Here is a 19,473-nt window from a genome sequence, read left to right as displayed (position 1 = left end):
CAGCCGACGACGCCTCCCACTACGGGTCAGCCGACGACGCCTCCCGCTACCGGGCAGCCGACGACGCCTCCCAGCACGGGTCAGCCGACGACGCCTCCCGCTACGGGTCAGCCGACGACGCCTCCCAGCACGGGTCAGCCGACGACGCCTCCCGCTACCGGGCAGCCGACGACGCCTCCCACTACGGGTCAGCCGACGACGCCTCCCGCTACCGGGCAGCCGACGACGCCTCCCAGCACGGGTCAGCCGACGACGCCGCCCACTACCGGGCAGCCGACGAAGCCTCCGGCCACCGGGACGACGCCGCCCACCACGGGGCAGCCCACGACGCCTCCGGACACCACCGTGCCGCGGACGACGACCCCGCCCGGAGCTTCCGACAACGGACAGCCCGTCGCAGCGCAGCCCCACCTGGCCCACACCGGCAGTGAGGGCATGCTGGCGGCCTCCGCCGCCAGTGCCGCGCTGATCGCAGGTGGAACGATCCTGTACCGGCGAGGCCGAAGCACGTCCCGTCGCTAGCGCGCCGGGTGCCGGGTGCCGGACGCCCCCGCCCGGCACCCGCGCCACGCAACACGCCTCAGCGCCGCGCCGCGACCGGCAGCCGCCGTCGCACCCCTCGTACCGGCGTGCCCCGAAAGCAGCCCGAGCCGTTCACGGGTGTCCCTGAACCCGTCGGTCGCGGCGACGCGCTCGTCGCGATGCGCAGCGTTCCGCCCTACGGGTGTGATGTATCCGATTTGCTGGCTATAAGGGCGCTTCATACCGAGATCACCCCTTTGGGGGCACAACTCGTGGGAGCGCCAAGCGTTGACACAGCGCCGGGCATCCCCGTCCGGATGTTTATGTCGACCCCAAGGAGCACCTTTCCATGTCGCGTATCGCCAAGGGCTTGGTCCTGACCACCGTTGCCGCCGCGGCCGTTGCCGGAGGCGCCGGCATCGCCGCCGCCGACAGTGGCGCGCAGGGCACCGCCTCCAACTCCCCGGGCGTGGTGTCCGGCAACGTCATCCAGGTTCCGGTCCACGTGCCGGTCAACGTCTGCGGCAACACCGTCGACGTGGTTGCCCTCCTGAACCCGTCGTTCGGCAACACCTGCGCCAACGGCTGACGTCGCGGCGCACCCCTTCGGTCGGCCGTCCTCCCGCGGTTTCCCCGCGGAAGGGCGGCCGGTTCGCGTTCCCCCGAACGGGGGGCGAGGGCCGTATCCCGGCGGTGCACCCTTGACGAGCCACCTCACCAGGGGTGATGCCGTCTCCTCAAGGGGCGGATGGATGCGGTGAGCGATCGAACGGTTGCGGACAGGGATGGGCGATTCGACGGTGGGCTCAAGATCCCATGCATATCGAAAGGAACTCCGATGCGTGGTCTGCCGGCACGACGCATCGCGTCCACCGCTCTCTGTGCCTCCCTTCTGGTCGGCATCGCCGGCCCGGCCGCCATCGCGGCCGACTCGGCGGGGGAGCGTCACCACGCGGCGTCCCGTGCGCCCGTCCCCGGCGCGGACGATGCCCTCGCCCAGCTCAACGCCCTGGGTGATCTCGGGTCAGTGCTCGCCCCGGTCGTCGATCTGCTCGGCAAGGCCCTCCAGGACGGCCGACTCACCCCCGAAGAAGCCCAGAAAATCGCCGATGCCGTGAAGACGGCCATCGCCAAGATCACCGCTGCGGTCCCGACCGCGCCGCCGACCACGCCGCTCTCGTCCACGACGCGCGGTGGCGACGCCAAAGGCCGCGCGCCCTCTGCCAAGGACCTCACGGGCGACGCGCTCGCCGCCCTGCAGAAGGCTGTCGACGGCCTGGTCGCGGCCGCCGCCTCCGGCGATGCGACGCAGGTCCTGCCCGCGGTCACCGCCGTGGTCACCGGATTGGTCAACCTCGTCGCCGCGACGCTGCAGGACGACGGACTGCCCGCGCCCGACCTGCCGGTGTCCACGCCGCCCACGCCGACGCCCCCGACGCCCACGGCGACCGTCGGCTGACCCGGCGAATCCGCTCGCACACAGCCGTTGCGCCGTCCGCCGTGGTCGGCACAACGGCTTTGGTCGTTCCTGGGCGCATGGGCGCATGGGCGCATGGCCGCGCTCCTGCGGGGATTTCGTATGTCTTCCCAGCACGGGGTTTCCGCCCCGGCCGGGAATCGTTGCACACGACGTCAGAATCACCTGAGGTGACTTGAGTTGCCGAGAAAGGAACACGATGAAGTCCCTGAAGGCTGCCGCTGTCGTTGCCGGTTCCCTGGCCGTCGTCGGCGCCGCCGCGCCCGCGTTCGCCAACAGCACCGCCGACCTCACGCCCACCAGCCTCAACGGCGCCGTGGACACGCTCACCAAGGGTCCCCTCGACGTGAACGACGTGATGCCGCTGCAGCACCAGTCGGACGCCCTCGACACCGAGAACAAGGGCTCACTGCTCAACACGGTGAAGGGCGCGGCCGGCGCCCTGAACCAGCACAACCCGCTGCTGGGCGGTCTGCCGTTGCAGAGCTGACCTTCCCCGGAGGGCAGGCGAGGGGCGTCGAGAGGCGTCCCTCGTTCGTGTGGACGGCCCCAGTGGTATCCGCCGGTCGGGTGAGAACGGGCCGGGCCGCTCTCCCGCCCGTCGATAAGGTCGCGCGGTGACCTCAACCTCAAGCGCAACGCGCCCCTTCCGCGTCGCCGAGCTCGGCACCCTCGTCGTACTCCCCTGGAGCGGCGAGTCCTCCGACGGATCCGACACGCCCTACCTGCTGGCCTACTCCCTCGGGGACGCGGAGGGCGGCCCGGAGGCGACCGCGGCCGCCGTCGAGCAGCTGCTGCAGCGCAACGGCCTGCCGGTCGGCGGGGACCTGGTCGACGGCACCGCCAAGCCCAGCCTGCCGGTGACCCTGCTCGTCGAGGCCGGTCAGGCGGTCCTGACCATGCCGCAGCTCAGGGCCCAGTGCGCGGCGCCGCCGGAGTGGCTCTCGGCTGTCGCCCAACGCGGCCACGCCTACCTCGTGTTCACCACCCGCCCATGGCCCGAGGCCCGGCCGGGCCAACGGGTCGCGCCGGAGGCGCTGGCCGCGTTCGCCGGCGCCGAGGAGACCCTGCGCGCCGCCGCGCACGTCGTCCTGCCGGCCCGCAGCCTGCGCGGCTGATGCGGCGGACCGCGGGCGCCGGCCGGGCGTTCGCACTGCTGCTGGTGCTTACGGGGGCGGCCGGGCTGCTGGCCTCCTGGATCATCACCCTCGACAAGTTCAAGCTGCTGGAGAACCCGGCCTTCGTTCCGGGGTGCAGCCTGAACCCTGTGCTGTCCTGCGGCAGCGTGATGAAGAGCGACCAGGCCTCGGCCTTCGGGTTCCCCAACCCGATGCTGGGCCTGGTGGCCTACGGCATCGTGATCTGCGTCGGCATGAGCCTGCTGGCCGGGGCCGCGTTCCCCGGCTGGTACTGGCTGACCTTCCTGGCCGGGTGCCTCTTCGGCATCGGGTTCGTGTCGTGGCTGCAGTTCGAGTCGCTGTACCGGATCAACGCGCTGTGCCTGTGGTGCTGTCTGGCATGGACAGCGACGATCATTCTGTTCTGGTACGTGACGTCCTTCACCGTCCTGAACGGCTTCCTGCCCGCGCCGGCCCCGTTGAAGACCTTCCTCGCTGAATTCACCTGGGTACTGCCGCTGCTGCACATCGGGGTCGTCGGAATGCTGATCCTGACCCGCTGGTGGGACTTCTGGACGAGCTGACCAGTACCCGCTCGTCCCTCGGCGCGGAGCTGCCCGTGCCGACGCAGGGCGCGATCGAGGGTCCGCGGTACGTCGAGGGCCGGGGCTCCTCCCGGAGAGCGTCCTGCCTGAGCTGCCGGTGTGGTCGGCCGTACTGGGCCGTACTGGGCCGTACTCGGCCGATTGGCCAACGAAGCGAGATGCCGTGCCGGGCGTCGCGAGCATCGGAGGACCTCGACCTGTGATCATGGAGCGTTCATTGAAGGTGATCGACGAGGAGCTCCAGGCCGTGGGGGCGATGTGTCGCCGCCGTGTGACGCTCGCGGGAACGCGCTGTAGGTGATGCCGTGAACTGGTTGGCCTCGCTGCCGACGGTGGTTTTGGTCGTGGGCTGGCTCTCTCTTGCCCTACTGGTCGCGGTCGTGGCGCGGGTCGGCGTCCGGGCGCTCGTACCGGTCGAGGAACAGGACCGGGTGCCCCAGATCGCCATGCCCCTGATGCCTACACTCGGCGCTGCCTTCGCGATCTTTGCGGCGCTCTCCCTGGCCAGCGAGGCCAGCTACCTGCGCGCGGCGGAAGGATTGGTGAGCGACGAGGCGGCCGCGGCCTCCCGCCTGGCGTGGTCGGCGACAAGTCCGCGAGTCCAGCCGGAGCCGATCCATTCGGCACTGCTGGACTACCTGCAGGCCACGCGTGTCAGGGAATGGAAGGGTACGGCAGCGGCGTCCGGTGACGATCCGGCCACCGCTCGCGCGATCGCACGGCTGGAGCGGAGGGTGCGTGCCGAGGCGGCCCGGCCCGAGCTGGGAACCCCGGCGAGCACGGAGCTGCTGGTTTCCCTGGACAGCGTCACCAGTAGTCGTCGCGCACGCGTTGCGGCTGCCTCGCGCGACGTGCCCGTGCTCTACGTCGTCACGCTTGTGGCTGGCGGACTGGCCTTGATCGTGAACGCCGGCGCACTCATCTTCCGCAGCAGCCTGCGAACGTCACTGCTCATTCTGGGCGTTGCGAGTGTGGTCGGGCTGAGCCTGGCGTTGCTCTTCGCACTCAGCGCGCCCTGGAGCGGACCGCTCACCGTTAGCGGGCATCCACTCGACGTCATCATCGGGGACCTGAAGTCCGGCTTCTTCGACGTCGGGTCCTAGGCGGCGGGCGCGATCCCCGTCGTACGACCCAGTACTTCTCTGCTCCGCGGCTCACCGCGCGGGGCTTGGCCTTGCCTCGGCAGGCGTCAGCCATGCGGTTGACTGACCACAAGAGGCGGCTCGAAGCTGCGGGGGATCTCCCCGAGCTGCCGGATGCCGGATGTCGGCTGACAGTTCCGGCCGAAAAATTCGACGAAAAACTTCGACACGTATTCGACGCGGCCACCCGCGAAAGCCCGGTGACAGCCGGACCGCCCCAGAGCCTCCCCTTGAGCGTCGGGGGAGTGCCCGGGCTTCGCCGTGTCTAGTGAAACGTGCCCGGACCAGCAAAAACGCCCTCCCGAAGGAGGGCGGAGACTGGGCGCCCCCGGCAGGACTCGAACCTGCGGCCAAGCGCTTAGAAGGCGCTTGAGCGGACCACCGGATGAGCAGGCCTGACCTGGCCGTTTCGGGGTGCTGAGTGCGGAGGTTCGGTGACTTCGACACGCATTCGACATGGCCCGGAGTCGATCTACGGCCGCCGGTAGGCCGAAGGGTCGACACCCGCTTCCGGCTTCCTGCTGAAGGACACGTAGGCGGGGTGTTCAGAGTCTCCAACCTGCATGAGGGCGAAGAGATCGAGGTCATGGTTCGCGAACCTGTGGAGGTACTGGAGAAACAACTCCAACTCCTCGTCCGACAGCCGCTCATCGTGCCGCTCGTTGCGCATGACGTCACGATACGAGCCGAGGGGCTACGCCATGAGGCGGCTCTCTCCCGTTAGCGGTTGATCGGGATCTCGTAGACGATCTCGCTGTGAGCGGCGGGCACGACGATGTCCGCTGTCTCGACGGGCCGTCCCCCGTCGCTGTAGTACGTCCGCCGGATGTGCGTGACGAGCGCGGCCTTCTGGATGCCGAGTAGCGACGCCTCCTCGGCGGTCGCATGCCTCGGCTCCGGCTGCTCCACGGCGTGGCCGACAGTGATGCCGATGGCGGCCATGCGGTTCACGACGCCCGCCCCGGCGTGCGGCCCTCCCTCGGGCAGAATGACGAGGGTGCCGGCCGTGAGGTCGTACGGCTCCCAACTCGTCGACAGCTGCACGGGCTTGCCGTCCGCCAGGAACTCGTACGTCGTGCGGACGCACAGCTCACCCTCGGCGATGCCCAGCCGTGCCGCGATCTCCGTCGGCGCCGGCACCTTGGCGTCGGTCCGGCTCTCCCAGTCCCCTTGCCTGCCGACAGCCTTCATGTCCGTGCGGAATGGCGACCCGCTGGGCTGCTCGCGCGCCGAGGAACGGACCACCCGCACTCGCTGACGGGGTTCGGCGACGTACGTGCCCGATCCGGCGCGACCCTCCAACACACCCTGGGAGATCAGCAACTCCTGCGCACGGCGGACCACGTTCTCGCCCACGCCGCACTCCTCGCCGATCTGGGCGCGGGAGGGCAGGCGGTCTCCCGGCTCCCACACGTGCTCCGCGATCCGCCGCCGGAGTTCGTCGGCGATGCGGAGATAGGGCGGCTGCTCAGGCATATGGAAAATCTAGTCCACTAGCTCTAATCTAGTTAACTAGCTTCACTCAAAGTGATCGCTGGTGACGGAGGCTGCCCTGTGCCCGCTTCGGGAGTTAGCGCGGCGGCCCTCGCCGCCCGGCTGTCCGCACTCGGGCTGCTCACGCGAGTGGAGGAACACCTCCGCCACACGTCGGTGGAAGCGGAGGTGCCGGACGCACTCTCCGCCGAGTCATGGCGGGAGGTCCTGGACGTGGTGGCGGAAGCCGATCGATTCGGGCTCCTGGCCACCAGCATGAACGGCCGTACCCTCTGGGCGGTCGTACGCAAAGCGGTCCCCACGACGGGCGATGTCGGGGGACCGGGCCATCAGCGATAGGAGCTGACCAGCGTGCTCAACCGTATCCGCCGTGCCGTCTCGCTCACCAGAGAACGGCACTTCCCCAGGGGCAGGCACCGCCGCCCCTTAACCACCTCCGGGCCGTCGGCCACCCCCGCCTCCTCCCTGTCTTCGGGCAGGACGACGGCCGAGCGCCGGCGTGTCTCCGACGACGTGGACCACCGGCAAACGCTCAGGGGTGAGGACGCCGCGCTCGTTCGTCCGTACGTACTGGCCTGGGAGAAGCGCGTGAGAACGCGCGAAGTGGTGGTCGCTCCCTATCTACCGGCCGACGCCTGGTCGGCCTTGGTGGGGGTCCACTGATGCCTCCCCGTCGACAGACCAGCGTCACGGACACCTCGGCCGTCCCCTACCGATCGACCGTATGCCGGATCGGCACCCACCACGCCTGCGCGGAGTCCTCCCCAGCCTCGGCGCCAGTCGACCTCCCGGTGGTCTACGAGGCGTGCGACTGCCCATGCCATTCGACGTCGAGCCAGATGAAGCCCCCGGAGGTGCAGCGGTGAGGGAGCGAGTGCCCGTCGGCACGCTGGCATCCAACGTCGAGGTGACCGCGGCCACCGTGCAGCGCGGCGACATCATCCAACTCGGAGGCCGGGCATGCCGGGTGCAGGATCTCTTCCAGCTCTCCCAGGGCGCGAAGCAAATCCTCTTCGACTCGGGTGAGTTGTTGACCATACACACGCGAACCAGGCTCGTCGCCGTGCGGATGCTGAGAAGGCGGTGACCCAGTCCGTGCCCTCTCGCCATCACGACATCGTCGACGATCTCCGGCACCAGATCACGACCGGCCACCTCAAGCCCGGCGAACGACTCACGTCCGAAGCCGACTTGGCCGACCGGTACAAGGTCAGCACAGTGACGCTGCGGAGGGCCCTCGCGGTGCTCCAGGGCGAAGGCCTAGTCGAGAAGATCCACGGCAAGGGCAACTTCGTCAGCCGCCCCCTCAGCCGGATCATGTACGTCGGTGGCTGGGGGACGATGGACCCATGGACCGCCGCCGAAGCGGCGCTGCGCGTCACCGTTCGCACCGCTACGGTCCAGGCCGACGGGCACCTGACGACTCTGCTGAGGGTGCCGACGGGCAGCCCTCTCGCGGAGTTCTTCTGCGTCAGCCACGAGGGGGAGTCACCGCACGGACTGGCCCGTATCTACATTCCGCGCGACCTGGCGCCGACCGGAGTGCTCGACGACGAATCCTCGTGCCCGGAGGCAGTCAGGAGATTCGCCGTACTCGGCCCTCCGCCGGCCGCTGTCCGGGAAACGCTCTGCGCCCGTCCGCCGACGCCGGACGAGTCGTCGACCCTACGAACCAACTCCGTCACGCCAGTTCTGGCGATCACGCGCGTCGCGACCGACCCCACCGGCCGAGTGGTCGAGGCGGCCCTTCTGGTCTTCCCAGGGGATCGAGCCGACGCAGTCTTCACCACCCACAACACGCCCGACGAGAGGCAGACGTCAGGATGACAGCACAGAATGAACTGCGCCTCCTCCCGTGGTCGGGCCCGGAGGGCAAGCCCTGCTACCTGAGCACGGATGACAAGGGCGGCTACATGTCCCGCCTGGCGGACAACATCGAAGCGGACCAACTCGACACGGCGGCAATCCTGTTGGAGCACTCCTCGGACACCCTCGACGACCAGGACGCGGACCCGGAAGATCTACGACGGTTGACCGGGGAACTGACCGCGACTCTCCGGGACGTGCTCCGCGTCGCAACCAGCCGCGGTCACCTCCTGGGCGTGAGTGAACCGCTCCGCTTCTGAAACAGCGGCCGCAAGCAACATCTGCCGTCAACGACCCCCGTCTCAACCGGGGAGGGGAGCCCGAGCACGACTCGGCCCCCCTCCTCGCCCCGTCACGCCGGCTGCCGCTGAGACTTCGGGCACCGAAGCCGAGAAAGCCGAGTCTCGCTGCGCGTCTCTCGGGTGATGTGGGGGTAGCGCGCCTGAACGTATCCGTCGATGTACCCCAATCACCGGTTGAGGTGCTCAGCGACCTCTTGCAGCAGCGTCTGAGGGCGCGCCGGTAGGCGATTTCTGGGGCGGCATCGAAGGGTTCACCCAGGTGGCACAGGGCAGGGCTGACGCCCTCGCGGAAGCAGGTCAGCCCTGCCCCTTAAGCGGCCTCCCCACGTGGATGGACACGGAGCCCATGCTCCCCAAGATGCACGGCATTCCCGTCAGTGATTCGATAGAAGAGCGTATAGATCGAGGGCTTCCACCACACGAGGCGCCGCCTACGTGGGTGGGCCGAAATCGTCAAGTTCAGGGGATACCGTCATGGATGACGTCAACCCATTGCGCGCATGGTTCCTGGGGCCCAAAGCCGAGAATTCGGACCTCTTTGAGGAACTGATACTAGATACTCTTCGAGACGCGATGTATTGGCGTCGCAATTACTTCCCCGGGGATGTACCGATCCTCCGGAGAAGTAACCAATATGATGTTCAAGAGTACTTTGACGGTCTGGAAGAGAACCTCACGCAACTGCTCGCGGATCTGAGGCAAAGCTTCCCATTTCACTCGCCCCGGTACATCGGGCACCAGCAATCAGATGTCAGTATGGCAGGTTTGCTGGGAATGTTCGCAGGCATGCTCTATAACTCAAACAATGTCACGCCGCAGTCGGGCTATGTAACCGTCGATTGGGAGATCGACGCCTGTGAGAGTCTCCTAGAAATGTTGGGGTATCGCAAGCCGCCGAACATTCCAACTAATGAGGCTCAGTACTCAGATTACGAGAATCAACTTCTACATGAGTTTGGATGGGCTCATTTGACCTCCGGAGGCACGTCGGCAAACATTGAGGCTCTATGGGTTGCGCGGACCGTACGATACTCTGCGCTCGCTATAAAGGATGCCGCAGAAGCGGAGAGGATCCCCCTGAAAGTTAAACTGCCCAGTCACAGTCTCGCGAAAAACATGGAGCGCGACATTGATCACGTGACCGAAGAGCAGATGTTGCTACTAAAACCCAATGAAAGCATCTATCTGCTAGCCCGATTCATCAATGCAATAATGAACAAGGAAGAGATCTCGGCGGGAGATGCTATCTCGCGGGGCAAGGAGATGCTTGCGGCCAGCAAATATTCACCGCAACGTGGATTCTTCGAAGCGGCCGCAAAATTCCCCCCGTGCTTGCTGGCTTCAGGGGCCTCTCACTACAGCGTCAGAAAAGCTGCCGATGTCCTTGGTATTGGCCGTGACAACATCATATTCGTTGACACTGATGACAAATTCAGAATGGATCCTAGTGATCTCAAAAACAAACTTGCCGCAATCAAGAACAGGCAATTTCCCATAGCAGTAGTGGCTGCGGCTGGGACGACAGAAGAGGGGGCGGTCGATCCCCTGCACCGCGTAGTGGGTGTCAGAAAGGAGCTGGAAGAGGAGGACTATAGCTTCTGGCTACACGTCGATGCTGCGTGGGGTGGCTACTTCCGGACCTTCTATTCGCTTCGCCCGGAGGTAGAAAAAGAAGTAGTTCGAAGAAAACTGTCTGAACATCTTGGAGTGTCTTACAGCAACGACATGACTGAATGGCATGAAAACATCGTAAGACTTGGACGTGCCGAAGCTTCTGGCTCCCAGCAGGACGAGAAAGTTAAGGTGCTGAGAGAAAGTCTCTCGCGTACTCTCACCTCAACGGATTCCAAGGAGTACTACACCCTGCTGAAAGTGGCGATGGAAAAATTTCGGCAGCTCACGAGGAAATCCTACAGTTCGAGAGATGAGATTCATCGCGTATTGGAGTTGAGCCAGGAAGACTGGGTTGGACTAGTTCGCAGTTACGTTAGAGAAGACGTGGAGATATCGCTAGGGAAATACACTAGAGCAATTATGTGTGAGTGGGGTGATCCTGAGGTATGCCGCGCGCTCTACAACTTCCCTCAAGCCGACTCGATAACAGTGGATCCCCACAAGATGGGTTACATTCCCTATTCATGTGGTGCGGTAGCTTACAGGAATGACCGGATCAGGCATTTCGTGGAACAAGAGGCGCCCTATATTACTGGTGCGACTCCTGACATGCTCATCAGCTTGCCTCCCCGACACCTCAGTTGGCACGAAGGCCAGAGATGGGCTGACAGGAAACGCAAGGTTGAATCTTTCGGCCCGTTCATTCTAGAGGGTTCACGCCCAGGCGCCGCGGCTGCCGCCCTTCGTCTCAGTACGCAGGTCATGCCCCTTCATCATGATGGCCACGGTCGGATCATCCGAGCTTCGGCGCTAGCTGCTCGTGAGCTCTATGAATGGTTCGTCCACTGGCAAGATATATCGAGCGCCAATTCCTTCGAAGCGGACTATGAGTTCCTTCCCTATCAGGGGCAGAATCCTGACACGAATATCGTTATATTCGGTGTAGCTCGCAACGGGCACCGGCAGATCGACGACATAAACAGGGTTACTGAGGCTGTTTATCGTCAATTTTCTATCAGCTCCGAGTTGGGTGAGCACGAGCACAGCTATAGCCAACCGTTCTTCCTTTCTATAACCGAGTTCAAAGAGCCTGATTACCCGTATTCCACACTGGAAAGGCTTTTTGATCGGTGCCGAATTGAAGATTCCATGCGGTATAAGGATCCCGGGCAGTCTCTCAAAGTGCTGCGAGCTACTGTCATGAGTCCATATATTGTTGCGTTGCGTGAGCGGCAATCAATATTCGGCGAATTCATGCAGGAGTTGGACAAGGCTGTACGCGCCGTCATCTCTGGTGACCAATAAATCAATCATCGCGGACAGTGGGCTGGGGCGGACGCGGGGACCCGACCCTGAAGGCCGCAGATTGGGATCGGTTCAACCGACGCTGACGGGGCATCCGGGCCCCGCGGCTGAGAAGGCGGGCATGAGGCGTCCAGGGTGGTCCTCATTGCTGACGTAGCTGGTCGAGGAGCTCCGCACGACTGGGCTGGTTGAGTCGATGCCGGCGCCATGTCGAGCAGCCTCGGACGGCCCCTAGACGGCCCAGTCGTGCATCAGATCACATGAACGGCCTCAGCCGACGGAGGCAACCCGCTACTGAGCAGTGATGCACCCCTCTTCCGTGTTCCACACTCCCTGGCTACGCAATGGTTGAGCAGCTTCTGCACTTTGGAGAGGTCGGCGGTGGGCGGAACGTCCAGGGCGAGCGTGCCGAACCGTTCAATGCCCTCGCCGCAGACTCCGAGTTCGTGAAACGCGTTGACCACACTCGACGCTCTGGCCTTCCAGACCATCATGGCCGCCATCCGCGTTCCGCGAAGCGGACCCGGAAGACCGAGAACCCGACCCGATGCCGTCCTGGCTGACCGCGCATATTCATCCCGCGCGATCCGGAATCATCTCCGCCGGCGCGGGATTCGCGCTGTCGTCCCCCAGCCGTCCGATCAGATCGGCCATCGTCTGCGGCGTGGCCGCGCCGGGGCCGACCGCCTGCCTTCGACGCAGAGTCGTACAAGCAGCGCAACGCGGTCGAGCGATGCATCAACCGGCTCAAGCAGTGGCGCGGCCTGGCCATGCGACTCGTCTTCCTGCCCGTTGCAGAGGACGAACCCGTCGCTCGCCCTCTGAGCCCCGGGGGCCACGGCATGCTCGCCGGGATCGTCCTCTTCTTCGAGCTGCATCACCATCGCGCGCTCGGTGTTCGTCACGAAGGCCAGGGACCGGCCGGACGAACTGGTCGGCCATGTCTCAAGCTGCCCGCTGTCGATCCTCGACCGAAGAGTTTCCAGCACCGTCTCGGACGACACAGGGACAGGGCTGTCGTCATTGATCACCCAGGACTCGATCACGAGCACGACGATCTCACGGACAGATTTAGGAGACAGCAGTCCCTAGTCGTCCTCGATCTCCAGCCGGAAGTGCACCTTCACGTACGGGCCATCGGGGTTTGTCATGGTGCCGAGGAGGCACAGCCCTGCCGAGCTGGCCGCAGGTGGGTGACGTCTACTCGAATGAGGTACGCGGTCGTCTGGGCGTCAACCGACGACAGTTAGCCACGACGGCGAGAACGCCGGCCGAGCACGCGCGGTATGCCTCGCTGTACCCCCACCGGCCTCAGCCACGCTGCCGGTGCCGTCGGCCAGAGCAAGCCATGACGGCTGCGCATGACGGTGGTGTGGAACCCTCAGCTTGGGAAGCTCGGGTCTTCTACGGGCGGCTCCTGGGCTGACCTGCAACGGAGCGGCTACGGGAGCTGGCTGGTCGACGACCCAGTCTCCGCCATTCCCCGTGGTTCCCCGCAGGACCTGGCACGGTTCTGACACGGGCCGATCGGCTCCGGTGGTTACGAAGTCGCACACCCATCACCGTGGCTGAGCACCCTTGCGCGCGGTGATAGGCGACTAGTCAGACGCCATAGTCCGTAGAGGAGGCCACCGCCTGTCACGATCAACACTGCTGACGCACCAATCCTGTCCCCCCAGGCATTCCGCTCGTCGAGGAGGAGACCCGGAGTCACGCTGAACACGATGATTACCACGAGGTAGAACAGCAGTCGCACCAACGACCCTGCGATGGAGCGCAGCGGGTACAGCAGCAGGAGCCTCCTGAACTGGGCTGCCAGCGGGGTGCGCTGCGGGACCCGGGCCTCGGTGTACGACGCGTGAACGTTGCGCAGTTGCTGATCTAAGACTCTTGCCGCCTGTGCTTGCACAGAGTCGATGCTGGTGCCTGGTGCGATCACAGCATGGGCGTCAAGCCACTCGGCTAGAAAACCGAGATATGCCCGGGCTTCGTCGAGGAGTCGCCGGCGTCTGGCCTCCTCATTGCGTCGCGAATGCACTCCTGGAACCAGAGGTTCGCGACACCGAGTACCGAGACAACGACAGCCGATAGCACTGAAACGATCAGGCCCTCGGGGATACTCGCCGCGTTGTCTGCGGCCATGCCGTCACCTCGTGCAGCGCGTCAGTGAGCCTTTTCAGCGTTGCCTCTCCAGGGTGAGGACGGCCTTGGCGATGACGGTCATGCGGTTGGGGCTGATGCGGGCTCTGCGGAAGATCTGCCAGGACTTCAGCCGTGCCATGCCGCGCTCGACGGGAGCTCTGGCCTGGGCCAGTGCGCGATTGAGGGTGCGCTGCGTGGGGGTGAGTTCGCCGCCGGGTGGTCGTCTGAGCCCGGTGGTGACCCAGGGGCCGGCGCCCTGGTAAGCGCGGTCGGCCAGTACGGGTACGCCCTGCCGCTCGCAGATCCGGATGATCCGGTGAGTGCGGGCCGCGGTCAGGTCATGCGTGCGACCCGGCAGCGCGGGCGAGATCCACAGCACCTCGCCGGTGGGGTCGGTGACGACCTGCACGTTCACCCCATGGCGGCGATGCTTGGCCGAGTAGTCCGCGCGGCTGTCGCCGACCCGGTCGCATTCGGCGAGGGTCCCGTCCAGAAGGACGAAGTCCGGGTCGTTCTCGCCGGGCGCCCCGCCCCGCGAGAAGGTCCGGCCACCCTCAGTGCGGGCGGTCACAGGCTGGATCACACGGCACCCCGACAGCCTCGCCCCGGAGGAAACCCTCAAGCTCAAGGCCATCCTCGCCCGATGCCCCGACCTCGACGCCGCCGCCAGCCATGTCCACGCGTTCGCCGAGATGATGAGTGCCCGCACCGGCCACCAGCTCCCGGGCTGGATCGAGAAGGTCCAGGCCGAGGGCCCGCCCGAACTGCTTTCGTTCGTGAACGGGGTCGTTGGTGATCAGGTGGCGGTGACGGCTGGGCTGACGTTGCCGTTCAGTTCGGGGGCGGTGGAGGGGCAGGTGAACCGGATCAAGATGCTGAAGCGGCAGATGTTCGGCCGGGCGAGTCTGGACCTTCTACGCAAGCGCGTCCTCCTGGCCGCGTGACCTCGGACCGTTGCCGACGCCCACGGTGACCCTCCGTCAGCCCAGCACTGAAAGTGATCCAGAAACAAGATTCGAGCGACGCCGAGACTGGTTGCCTCTGCTGTCGTTGGCCTGTGTAGACGATGGCATCGCCGAAGTCTGTAACCACCGGACACAACGATGGACTCGGCGCCGCTCTTCTTGGTCCCGCAGATGCCGGCTTGCAAGGGTCGGTGCACACCAGCTTCCTGTGCAAGACGTCCGGGGGCGGGCGCCCGGCGAGCACCGCCCTGGTTCGCATGGGGCGAGACCACTCGTCGTCAGGGCTGTTGAGGGGGCACTGAAGGGGATGCGGACTACTCGCTTGGCGTCTCGGCCCTGTAGCTGTCGCCCAGACGAGGGATCAGCTGGGCAACTGCCGTTCAGCGAGGGAACCGTCGGGAGTCGCATCTCCAACCTAGAGTTAGGCTTGCACCCTGATTAGGTACAACTACCCCTAACAGCGCCCTACTTGGAGTGGATGAAATGAGCGACGTCAGCGACTCTGATTCTCGCATCTACTTCGCGATGGATTCTGAGGATGAGTTCCGCGAGGACTATGAGGCGCCGGGTAACCTGACATTTGCTCAGGTTCAAGGAACGGTCATTTACACCCTTGACTGGACGGTAGGGACAGTGGTCGAGCAAATCGACAGCGACCCCGATGACCCGGACTCCACGGGTTCCCTCCTAACTTCCCCGCCATTTCAGCGTCGGACTGCCTGGAACGAAGAGAAGCAGAGTCTCTTTATCGAGTCATTGATGCTGGGCCTGCCGGTACCTCCCTTGGTTCTGGCCGAAAGCAACGTAAACCCCAACCAGTTTTACGTGCTCGACGGGAAGCAGCGACTCACCGCACTGCGGGAGTTCCTCAAAAGCCCCGGAGCTCCTCTGCGTTTGAAGGGGTTGGAATTGCTCGATGAAAAACTGAAGGGGCGAACCTATGAGCAAATTCGAACCCAACAGGAGACTAGAAGTTTTGCCCGCTCATTGCTGGCCCAACCAATTCGAACGATCGTGGTGCGAAATTGGCGTACACCTGCCCTACTGCACCTGATCTTCTCTCGACTCAATCGACAGAGTGTCCCCCTCGCTTCGCATGAGCTTCGTCAGGCTCTCTATCCGGGGCGTATGACTAACTTCGTAAATCGCCGGAGTGGAGCGAGTCAGCAACTTCTCCGAGCTCGACGCCTGCCGGCTGAGGATCCTCGACTCCGCGATGCCGAGACGCTACTGCGCTTTATCGCGTTTAAAACCAATGCAGGCAAGTATCGGGGGGACTTGAGGGACTTCCTGGATCGCGTCCTGAAGGGAGGAAACGATCACTATCTGGATATTGAGGCAGACTTGAATGAGCTAGTCCGCGAGATGGAGTCCGCCATTGATTTGACCTTTGAAATTTTCGGTAAAGTGGCGTTCTTGCGTTATGACGGAGGTCGCAAGAAGTATATGCCGCGATTCAATGTCGGAGTTTTTGAGACGATGACGTGGTACTTCACCGATCCAGCGGTTCGGCAACGAGCTTTGGAAGACCCCACAAAGATCGTCGAAGCATTTGAACGGATTGCCTCAACCAACGCTCGGTTTGCTGGATTTTTGACATCAACAACCAAGACTCGTGATGCTGCTCTTGGACGCTTGGAGATGTGGGGCTCCGTCCTTGGGGAAGCGATCGGCATGAACCTGCGATACGAAGATTTCATGCACAGTTTCTTGCCGATCGCACCGCGAGTCTGATGGGGTTTCAGTGCTTCTCGGGGAGTCGATTAAGTCCATACCGGGGAGCTCTCGACGCGGTCGAGAGCTCAAGTGGCGGATCCAGGAGCTCGCTACCAACTTGCACATCACAACCACTCTAGTGCCGGTAACGCAGGCCGACATTGATCACCTACATGCTTTTCGAGTTTTGGCGCATTCCGAGGTCCAGGCCTACTTGGAGGACGTGGCTGAGCAGGTGCTGGCTGTGACGGAAGATCGTGCAGTTAACCGGGGCTTGCTGACCCATGCTGGGCACCATCTTCTCGTCAGTTCGTCCATCATCCCTCTCGCTAATAAAGCACAAGCAGTGAACGCGAGATTCCCGGCGTATGACTCACATGCGGCACAGCAAGCGGTAGCAGCAGACCCGTCCCTACTCGTGGCCGCAATTAAGCGTCATCGCAAAGTCATCAAAGAAAACGGGGGCGTGAAAGCCGGTAATGTCCGGATGCTCCTTTGCCCTCTGGGGTATCGCGATGCATGTTTTGCGATCGGTCTACTCGACATCTTGGACGAGTTCGGTCGTGAGCGAGGAAATGTCGCACACGGAGCAGGCGCCGCAGTTGTTAATATCCCGACCGGGTCAACGGAATTGGCAAGAATCGCTAAGATCATTCCAGGGTTGGCCCGAATCGATCAGTACGTACCGCGTCTGCTCCTGCCAGCCTGAGTGCGAGGTGGGTCCGTGATTCTAAGCACCTTAGTGCCTCGTATGTTAAGGCCGCCTGTAATTTCAGATCCTTTCAGCGGGCACTCGTTGGCTCGAACCGTTGACGTCTCTTTGTGAGCCTGACAGGGAAAAGGAACGCACGTGCAGAACGGGGTGCAACGACTGGTGAGGTTACGACTCGCGAGGCAGCGGACTAGGCCAAGGCGGATACGGGCCCGCCAAACGAGGACAAGGAATTGGTGGAGTCGGCTTGACTGGGCGAGGATCGGCACCATCGTGGCGGTGATCGTGGGTGCTGGGAGTCTGCTGCTCACGAGTGTGGCGACGTACTTCCAAGCTCGTGTATCACAGGATCAATTGCAGCAATCCCAGGAAGACTCCGCACGAGAGCGACTCAGCCAAGCGTCACGCGTGACCTACTGGACAGAGGACTATTTCGCCAGAGACTCACGCTGGCACTTTATGAACAGGACACCCGATCCCATATCCAACATCAAGGTGGAACTCAACGTTAACGAAGGCGCGGAGGAAGGCTGGCAGTCCCTGCCTCTCATCCTGCCCTCGCTTCCACCATGCACTGAGATGATCATCAAGGAAGAAGCGCTCAAGTGGCCGCGGAATGGACTGGGTCGAATTCGCGACGTGAAAGATAGCGCGTTGGTGGTCGTCGTTCGGATGAGATTCAGCGACCGAGCCGGGGTTGGATGGCTCAGAGAAGAGAGTACATTGACACCCCTGCCTGACGGGGCCGTGCTAGATCGAGATGGTGACGGCGAGGTAGAAATCCATAGCGCCAATAGTCAGACCGTGCAGGGAATTAGCGCCAAGCCGGCTTCCACCTGTGAGGACACTGCGAAGTAGAACCCCCCGTCCCGCGGCCGCCACCGATGCCTGTGAGCAAGCGTGGCGTGCTCTCGACTGCGAGTGGCGATGTCGGCGGCGGATGTCAGCTTCGCTCACTGCGGGAAGACCGAGTCCTCCTGGCAGGGCCAGGCGAGAGTCACACCGACCCGCCGGCACAAGGTGATCCATCGCCGTTCGGACGGTTCCCGCTCGACCCACAAGACTGCCGACACGTCGGGGGCTCGGTCGCTGAGCTGGTCTTGGTAGTCGAGGACTTGACCGAGCCCCACACGAAGCTGGCGCGCTTCGTTGGCGGGTGTCAACGACTTGACCTCGCAGACAGTCAGTCGCCCTTCAGTATCGCGCCAGGCTAGATCGAAGTCGGGATCGGATACGTCAGGGGAGAGCGCTGTGAAGCCCCGATTCTGCGCTTGCTTGGCGAGCTCGTTCTGCAGCCTTCGGTGCGTCGACAGGTTGCGGCCGACCAAATCTGGATCAGGTGCGCTCTGTGTGGCGGGCGTCGGCGTGACGCTTTCGTCCGGGGCTACGTAGTCCTGTCCAATCTCGACTTCCGGGGCGCTGATGGTGGCTCTGACCGGGACAAGGTGGAAGCAGATGACCTTGCGGAGGTCGCCGCCTCCAGTGGCTGGCGCCTGGTCCTCCGAGTAGGGCTGTTCGGGGTCTAGCGTCCATTCTCCGAGGTACCGCACTGTTCCGCGGGCGCCGTCGAAGAGGCGCAACCGTTTTCCGGTCTCGCGGTGCTCAAGGATCGCCTTGTTGCCCCGAACCATCCTCTGGTCACCGGTTTGTCCTTCGCCGGTGTAGTGGAACGTGCCGTCCTCGTTCCAGGTGTCAAAGTAACCGTGCTGGTGGCCCGAGCTAGCTGCGGTGAAGATGAGGATGTTGTTCGTTGTACCTGACGGGCTGATCCCGTTTTGGGTGCTTCCCCCGTAGTGCGCGTGCAGTTTGACACGGCGGATCTCGTCACCGGGGTTGAGATCCCAGCCCGGGTCTTCTCCTGATGCTGCTTCGAGGGCCTCATGGATCGCCTCCCACTGAGCGCGATTCAACCGGTGGGGGTTCCGTCCTCCCGGCATCGTGAGGATGGTGGCGCCAGACATCCGCGGATCAGCGGCAAGTTGGCTCTTGGGAATGCGCCGGTCAAGCCACTGGTCGACCTCTAGCGGAACGTAGTCTCGCTCCCCTGGGTCGGTCAGCCAGTAAGTCGTGTCCGGCCTACCGTGCGCAGCTTGGCCGGTGAAGTGACCGTGGGCAACGATCCCCGCGTTAGTGCCGGACATCCACAGGACGAACTGATCGCCGGCTGCTACCTCGCGCTTGTGCTGAGAGATCGTCCATGAGGTGAGGTCGTTACCCTCATCACGGAAGCGCGGAAGGTCGAAAACACCGTTCGGATTGCAGGTCAAAAGCCACGCAGCCACAGGCCCCCCAAAGCTCCGGAACAGACAACTAGGAGCACTGTAAGGCAGCGGTCTGACACCGCTCCGTCGGTGCAGTACTGGGGCCGAACGTAGGCCTCAACGGAGGGCGCCCTCCTCACGCCTGTGCGGGCTGCACGATGAGGTTGCACCTCAGGCAAATCAAACACATGATCTATTTTGAGGCCGGGCTCAGGCTGTTGTCAGTGGTGGG

19 protein-coding genes, 1 tRNA gene and 4 pseudogenes are annotated in these 19,473 nt (G+C 64.0%); 18 read left to right on the top strand and 6 right to left on the bottom strand.

Features of this window, described 5'->3' with window-relative positions:
* From ACIPSA_RS05010 to ACIPSA_RS04980, 7 genes and pseudogenes are all read left to right on the top strand, one after another.
* A pseudogene (locus ACIPSA_RS05010) lies at positions 1–431 on the top strand (hypothetical protein); the annotation flags it as partial.
* A 440-nt stretch (positions 432–871) separates the two neighbouring features.
* On the top strand, positions 872–1,111 hold the full coding sequence (locus ACIPSA_RS05005; protein ID WP_402628752.1) for a chaplin: 240 nt from the start codon (positions 872–874) through the stop codon (positions 1,109–1,111).
* A 249-nt stretch (positions 1,112–1,360) separates the two neighbouring features.
* Positions 1,361–1,981 carry a hypothetical protein gene (locus tag ACIPSA_RS05000; RefSeq protein WP_402628750.1) on the top strand — a complete coding sequence of 207 codons (621 nt, stop codon included), beginning with the start codon at positions 1,361–1,363 and terminating at the stop codon, positions 1,979–1,981.
* 217 nt (positions 1,982–2,198) lie between these two features.
* On the top strand, positions 2,199–2,489 hold the full coding sequence (locus ACIPSA_RS04995; protein ID WP_402628748.1) for a hypothetical protein: 291 nt from the start codon (positions 2,199–2,201) through the stop codon (positions 2,487–2,489).
* Between the two features lie 127 nt (positions 2,490–2,616).
* Positions 2,617–3,117: a DUF5949 family protein gene (locus tag ACIPSA_RS04990; protein WP_402628747.1), complete on the top strand. Its 501-nt coding sequence runs from the start codon at positions 2,617–2,619 to the stop codon at positions 3,115–3,117.
* The gene (locus tag ACIPSA_RS04985) at positions 3,117–3,701 is read left to right on the top strand and encodes a vitamin K epoxide reductase family protein (protein ID WP_402628745.1); all 585 of its coding nucleotides are present in this window, start codon (positions 3,117–3,119) and stop codon (positions 3,699–3,701) included. Before ACIPSA_RS04990 ends, ACIPSA_RS04985 begins: the two co-directional genes overlap by 1 nt.
* 326 nt (positions 3,702–4,027) lie before the next feature.
* The gene (locus ACIPSA_RS04980; RefSeq protein WP_402628743.1) at positions 4,028–4,825 is read left to right on the top strand and encodes a hypothetical protein; all 798 of its coding nucleotides are present in this window, start codon (positions 4,028–4,030) and stop codon (positions 4,823–4,825) included.
* 362 nt (positions 4,826–5,187) lie between these two features.
* On the opposite strand, the gene ACIPSA_RS04975 is transcribed toward ACIPSA_RS04980, so the two are convergent.
* From ACIPSA_RS04975 to ACIPSA_RS04965, 3 genes are all read right to left on the bottom strand, one after another.
* A tRNA-Arg gene (locus ACIPSA_RS04975) sits at positions 5,188–5,269 on the bottom strand.
* Between the two features lie 67 nt (positions 5,270–5,336).
* The gene (locus ACIPSA_RS04970; protein ID WP_266717861.1) at positions 5,337–5,534 is read right to left on the bottom strand and encodes a hypothetical protein; all 198 of its coding nucleotides are present in this window, start codon (positions 5,532–5,534) and stop codon (positions 5,337–5,339) included.
* A 50-nt stretch (positions 5,535–5,584) separates the two neighbouring features.
* Positions 5,585–6,340, bottom strand: coding sequence for a GntR family transcriptional regulator (locus tag ACIPSA_RS04965; protein ID WP_402628742.1), 756 nt, complete (start codon positions 6,338–6,340; stop codon positions 5,585–5,587).
* Between the two features lie 78 nt (positions 6,341–6,418).
* Here ACIPSA_RS04965 and ACIPSA_RS04960 point away from each other — a divergent pair, with 78 nt between their 5' ends.
* The 7 genes and pseudogenes from ACIPSA_RS04960 to ACIPSA_RS04930 form a co-directional block, all read left to right on the top strand.
* Positions 6,419–6,697 (top strand): hypothetical protein, encoded by a 279-nt coding sequence (locus ACIPSA_RS04960; RefSeq protein WP_402628740.1) that lies wholly within the window; start codon positions 6,419–6,421, stop codon positions 6,695–6,697.
* 12 nt (positions 6,698–6,709) lie between these two features.
* A complete protein-coding gene (locus ACIPSA_RS04955; RefSeq protein WP_402628738.1) occupies positions 6,710–7,021 on the top strand; it encodes a hypothetical protein in 312 nt (103 codons plus the stop codon).
* Between the two features lie 154 nt (positions 7,022–7,175).
* Positions 7,176–7,445, top strand: coding sequence for a hypothetical protein (locus ACIPSA_RS04950; RefSeq protein ID WP_402628736.1), 270 nt, complete (start codon positions 7,176–7,178; stop codon positions 7,443–7,445).
* Positions 7,442–8,185, top strand: a complete 744-nt coding sequence (locus tag ACIPSA_RS04945; protein WP_402628734.1) for a GntR family transcriptional regulator — start codon at positions 7,442–7,444, stop codon at positions 8,183–8,185. Before ACIPSA_RS04950 ends, ACIPSA_RS04945 begins: the two co-directional genes overlap by 4 nt.
* Complete coding sequence (locus ACIPSA_RS04940; protein ID WP_402628732.1) at positions 8,182–8,484, top strand: hypothetical protein; 303 nt, start codon at positions 8,182–8,184, stop codon at positions 8,482–8,484. The genes ACIPSA_RS04945 and ACIPSA_RS04940 overlap by 4 nt, the downstream gene beginning before the upstream one ends.
* Before the next feature lie 516 nt (positions 8,485–9,000).
* Positions 9,001–11,445 (top strand): pyridoxal phosphate-dependent decarboxylase family protein, encoded by a 2,445-nt coding sequence (locus tag ACIPSA_RS04935; protein WP_402628731.1) that lies wholly within the window; start codon positions 9,001–9,003, stop codon positions 11,443–11,445.
* A 468-nt stretch (positions 11,446–11,913) separates the two neighbouring features.
* Positions 11,914–12,221 (top strand): annotated as a pseudogene (locus tag ACIPSA_RS04930) (transposase); the annotation flags it as partial.
* Between the two features lie 1,186 nt (positions 12,222–13,407).
* Here ACIPSA_RS04930 and ACIPSA_RS04925 read toward each other — a convergent pair.
* A complete protein-coding gene (locus tag ACIPSA_RS04925) occupies positions 13,408–13,587 on the bottom strand; it encodes a hypothetical protein (RefSeq protein WP_402628729.1) in 180 nt (59 codons plus the stop codon).
* A gap of 34 nt (positions 13,588–13,621) precedes the next feature.
* Positions 13,622–14,104 (bottom strand): annotated as a pseudogene (locus tag ACIPSA_RS04920) (transposase family protein); the annotation flags it as partial.
* Between the two features lie 28 nt (positions 14,105–14,132).
* Between ACIPSA_RS04920 and ACIPSA_RS04915 the strand changes: the two are divergent.
* From ACIPSA_RS04915 to ACIPSA_RS04900, 4 genes and pseudogenes are all read left to right on the top strand, one after another.
* Positions 14,133–14,531, top strand: a pseudogene (locus ACIPSA_RS04915) (transposase); the annotation flags it as partial.
* Positions 14,532–15,035: 504 nt separating this feature from the next.
* On the top strand, positions 15,036–16,286 hold the full coding sequence (locus ACIPSA_RS04910; protein ID WP_402628727.1) for a DUF262 domain-containing protein: 1,251 nt from the start codon (positions 15,036–15,038) through the stop codon (positions 16,284–16,286).
* A gap of 205 nt (positions 16,287–16,491) precedes the next feature.
* Positions 16,492–16,977, top strand: a complete 486-nt coding sequence (locus tag ACIPSA_RS04905; RefSeq protein WP_402628725.1) for a hypothetical protein — start codon at positions 16,492–16,494, stop codon at positions 16,975–16,977.
* 276 nt (positions 16,978–17,253) lie between these two features.
* On the top strand, positions 17,254–17,838 hold the full coding sequence (locus ACIPSA_RS04900; protein ID WP_402628724.1) for a hypothetical protein: 585 nt from the start codon (positions 17,254–17,256) through the stop codon (positions 17,836–17,838).
* A 95-nt stretch (positions 17,839–17,933) separates the two neighbouring features.
* Here ACIPSA_RS04900 and ACIPSA_RS04895 read toward each other — a convergent pair whose 3' ends face one another.
* Positions 17,934–19,262 (bottom strand): hypothetical protein, encoded by a 1,329-nt coding sequence (locus ACIPSA_RS04895; RefSeq protein ID WP_402628722.1) that lies wholly within the window; start codon positions 19,260–19,262, stop codon positions 17,934–17,936.
* Positions 19,263–19,473: the final 211 nt, after the last annotated feature.

Origin of the sequence: Streptomyces sp. NPDC086549 (genome assembly GCF_044746205.1) — a bacterium.
Lineage (GTDB): Bacteria > Actinomycetota > Actinomycetes > Streptomycetales > Streptomycetaceae > Streptomyces.
The sequence above is the reverse complement of the archived record's forward strand: the minus strand, read 5'-3'. Positions and strand labels throughout refer to the sequence as shown.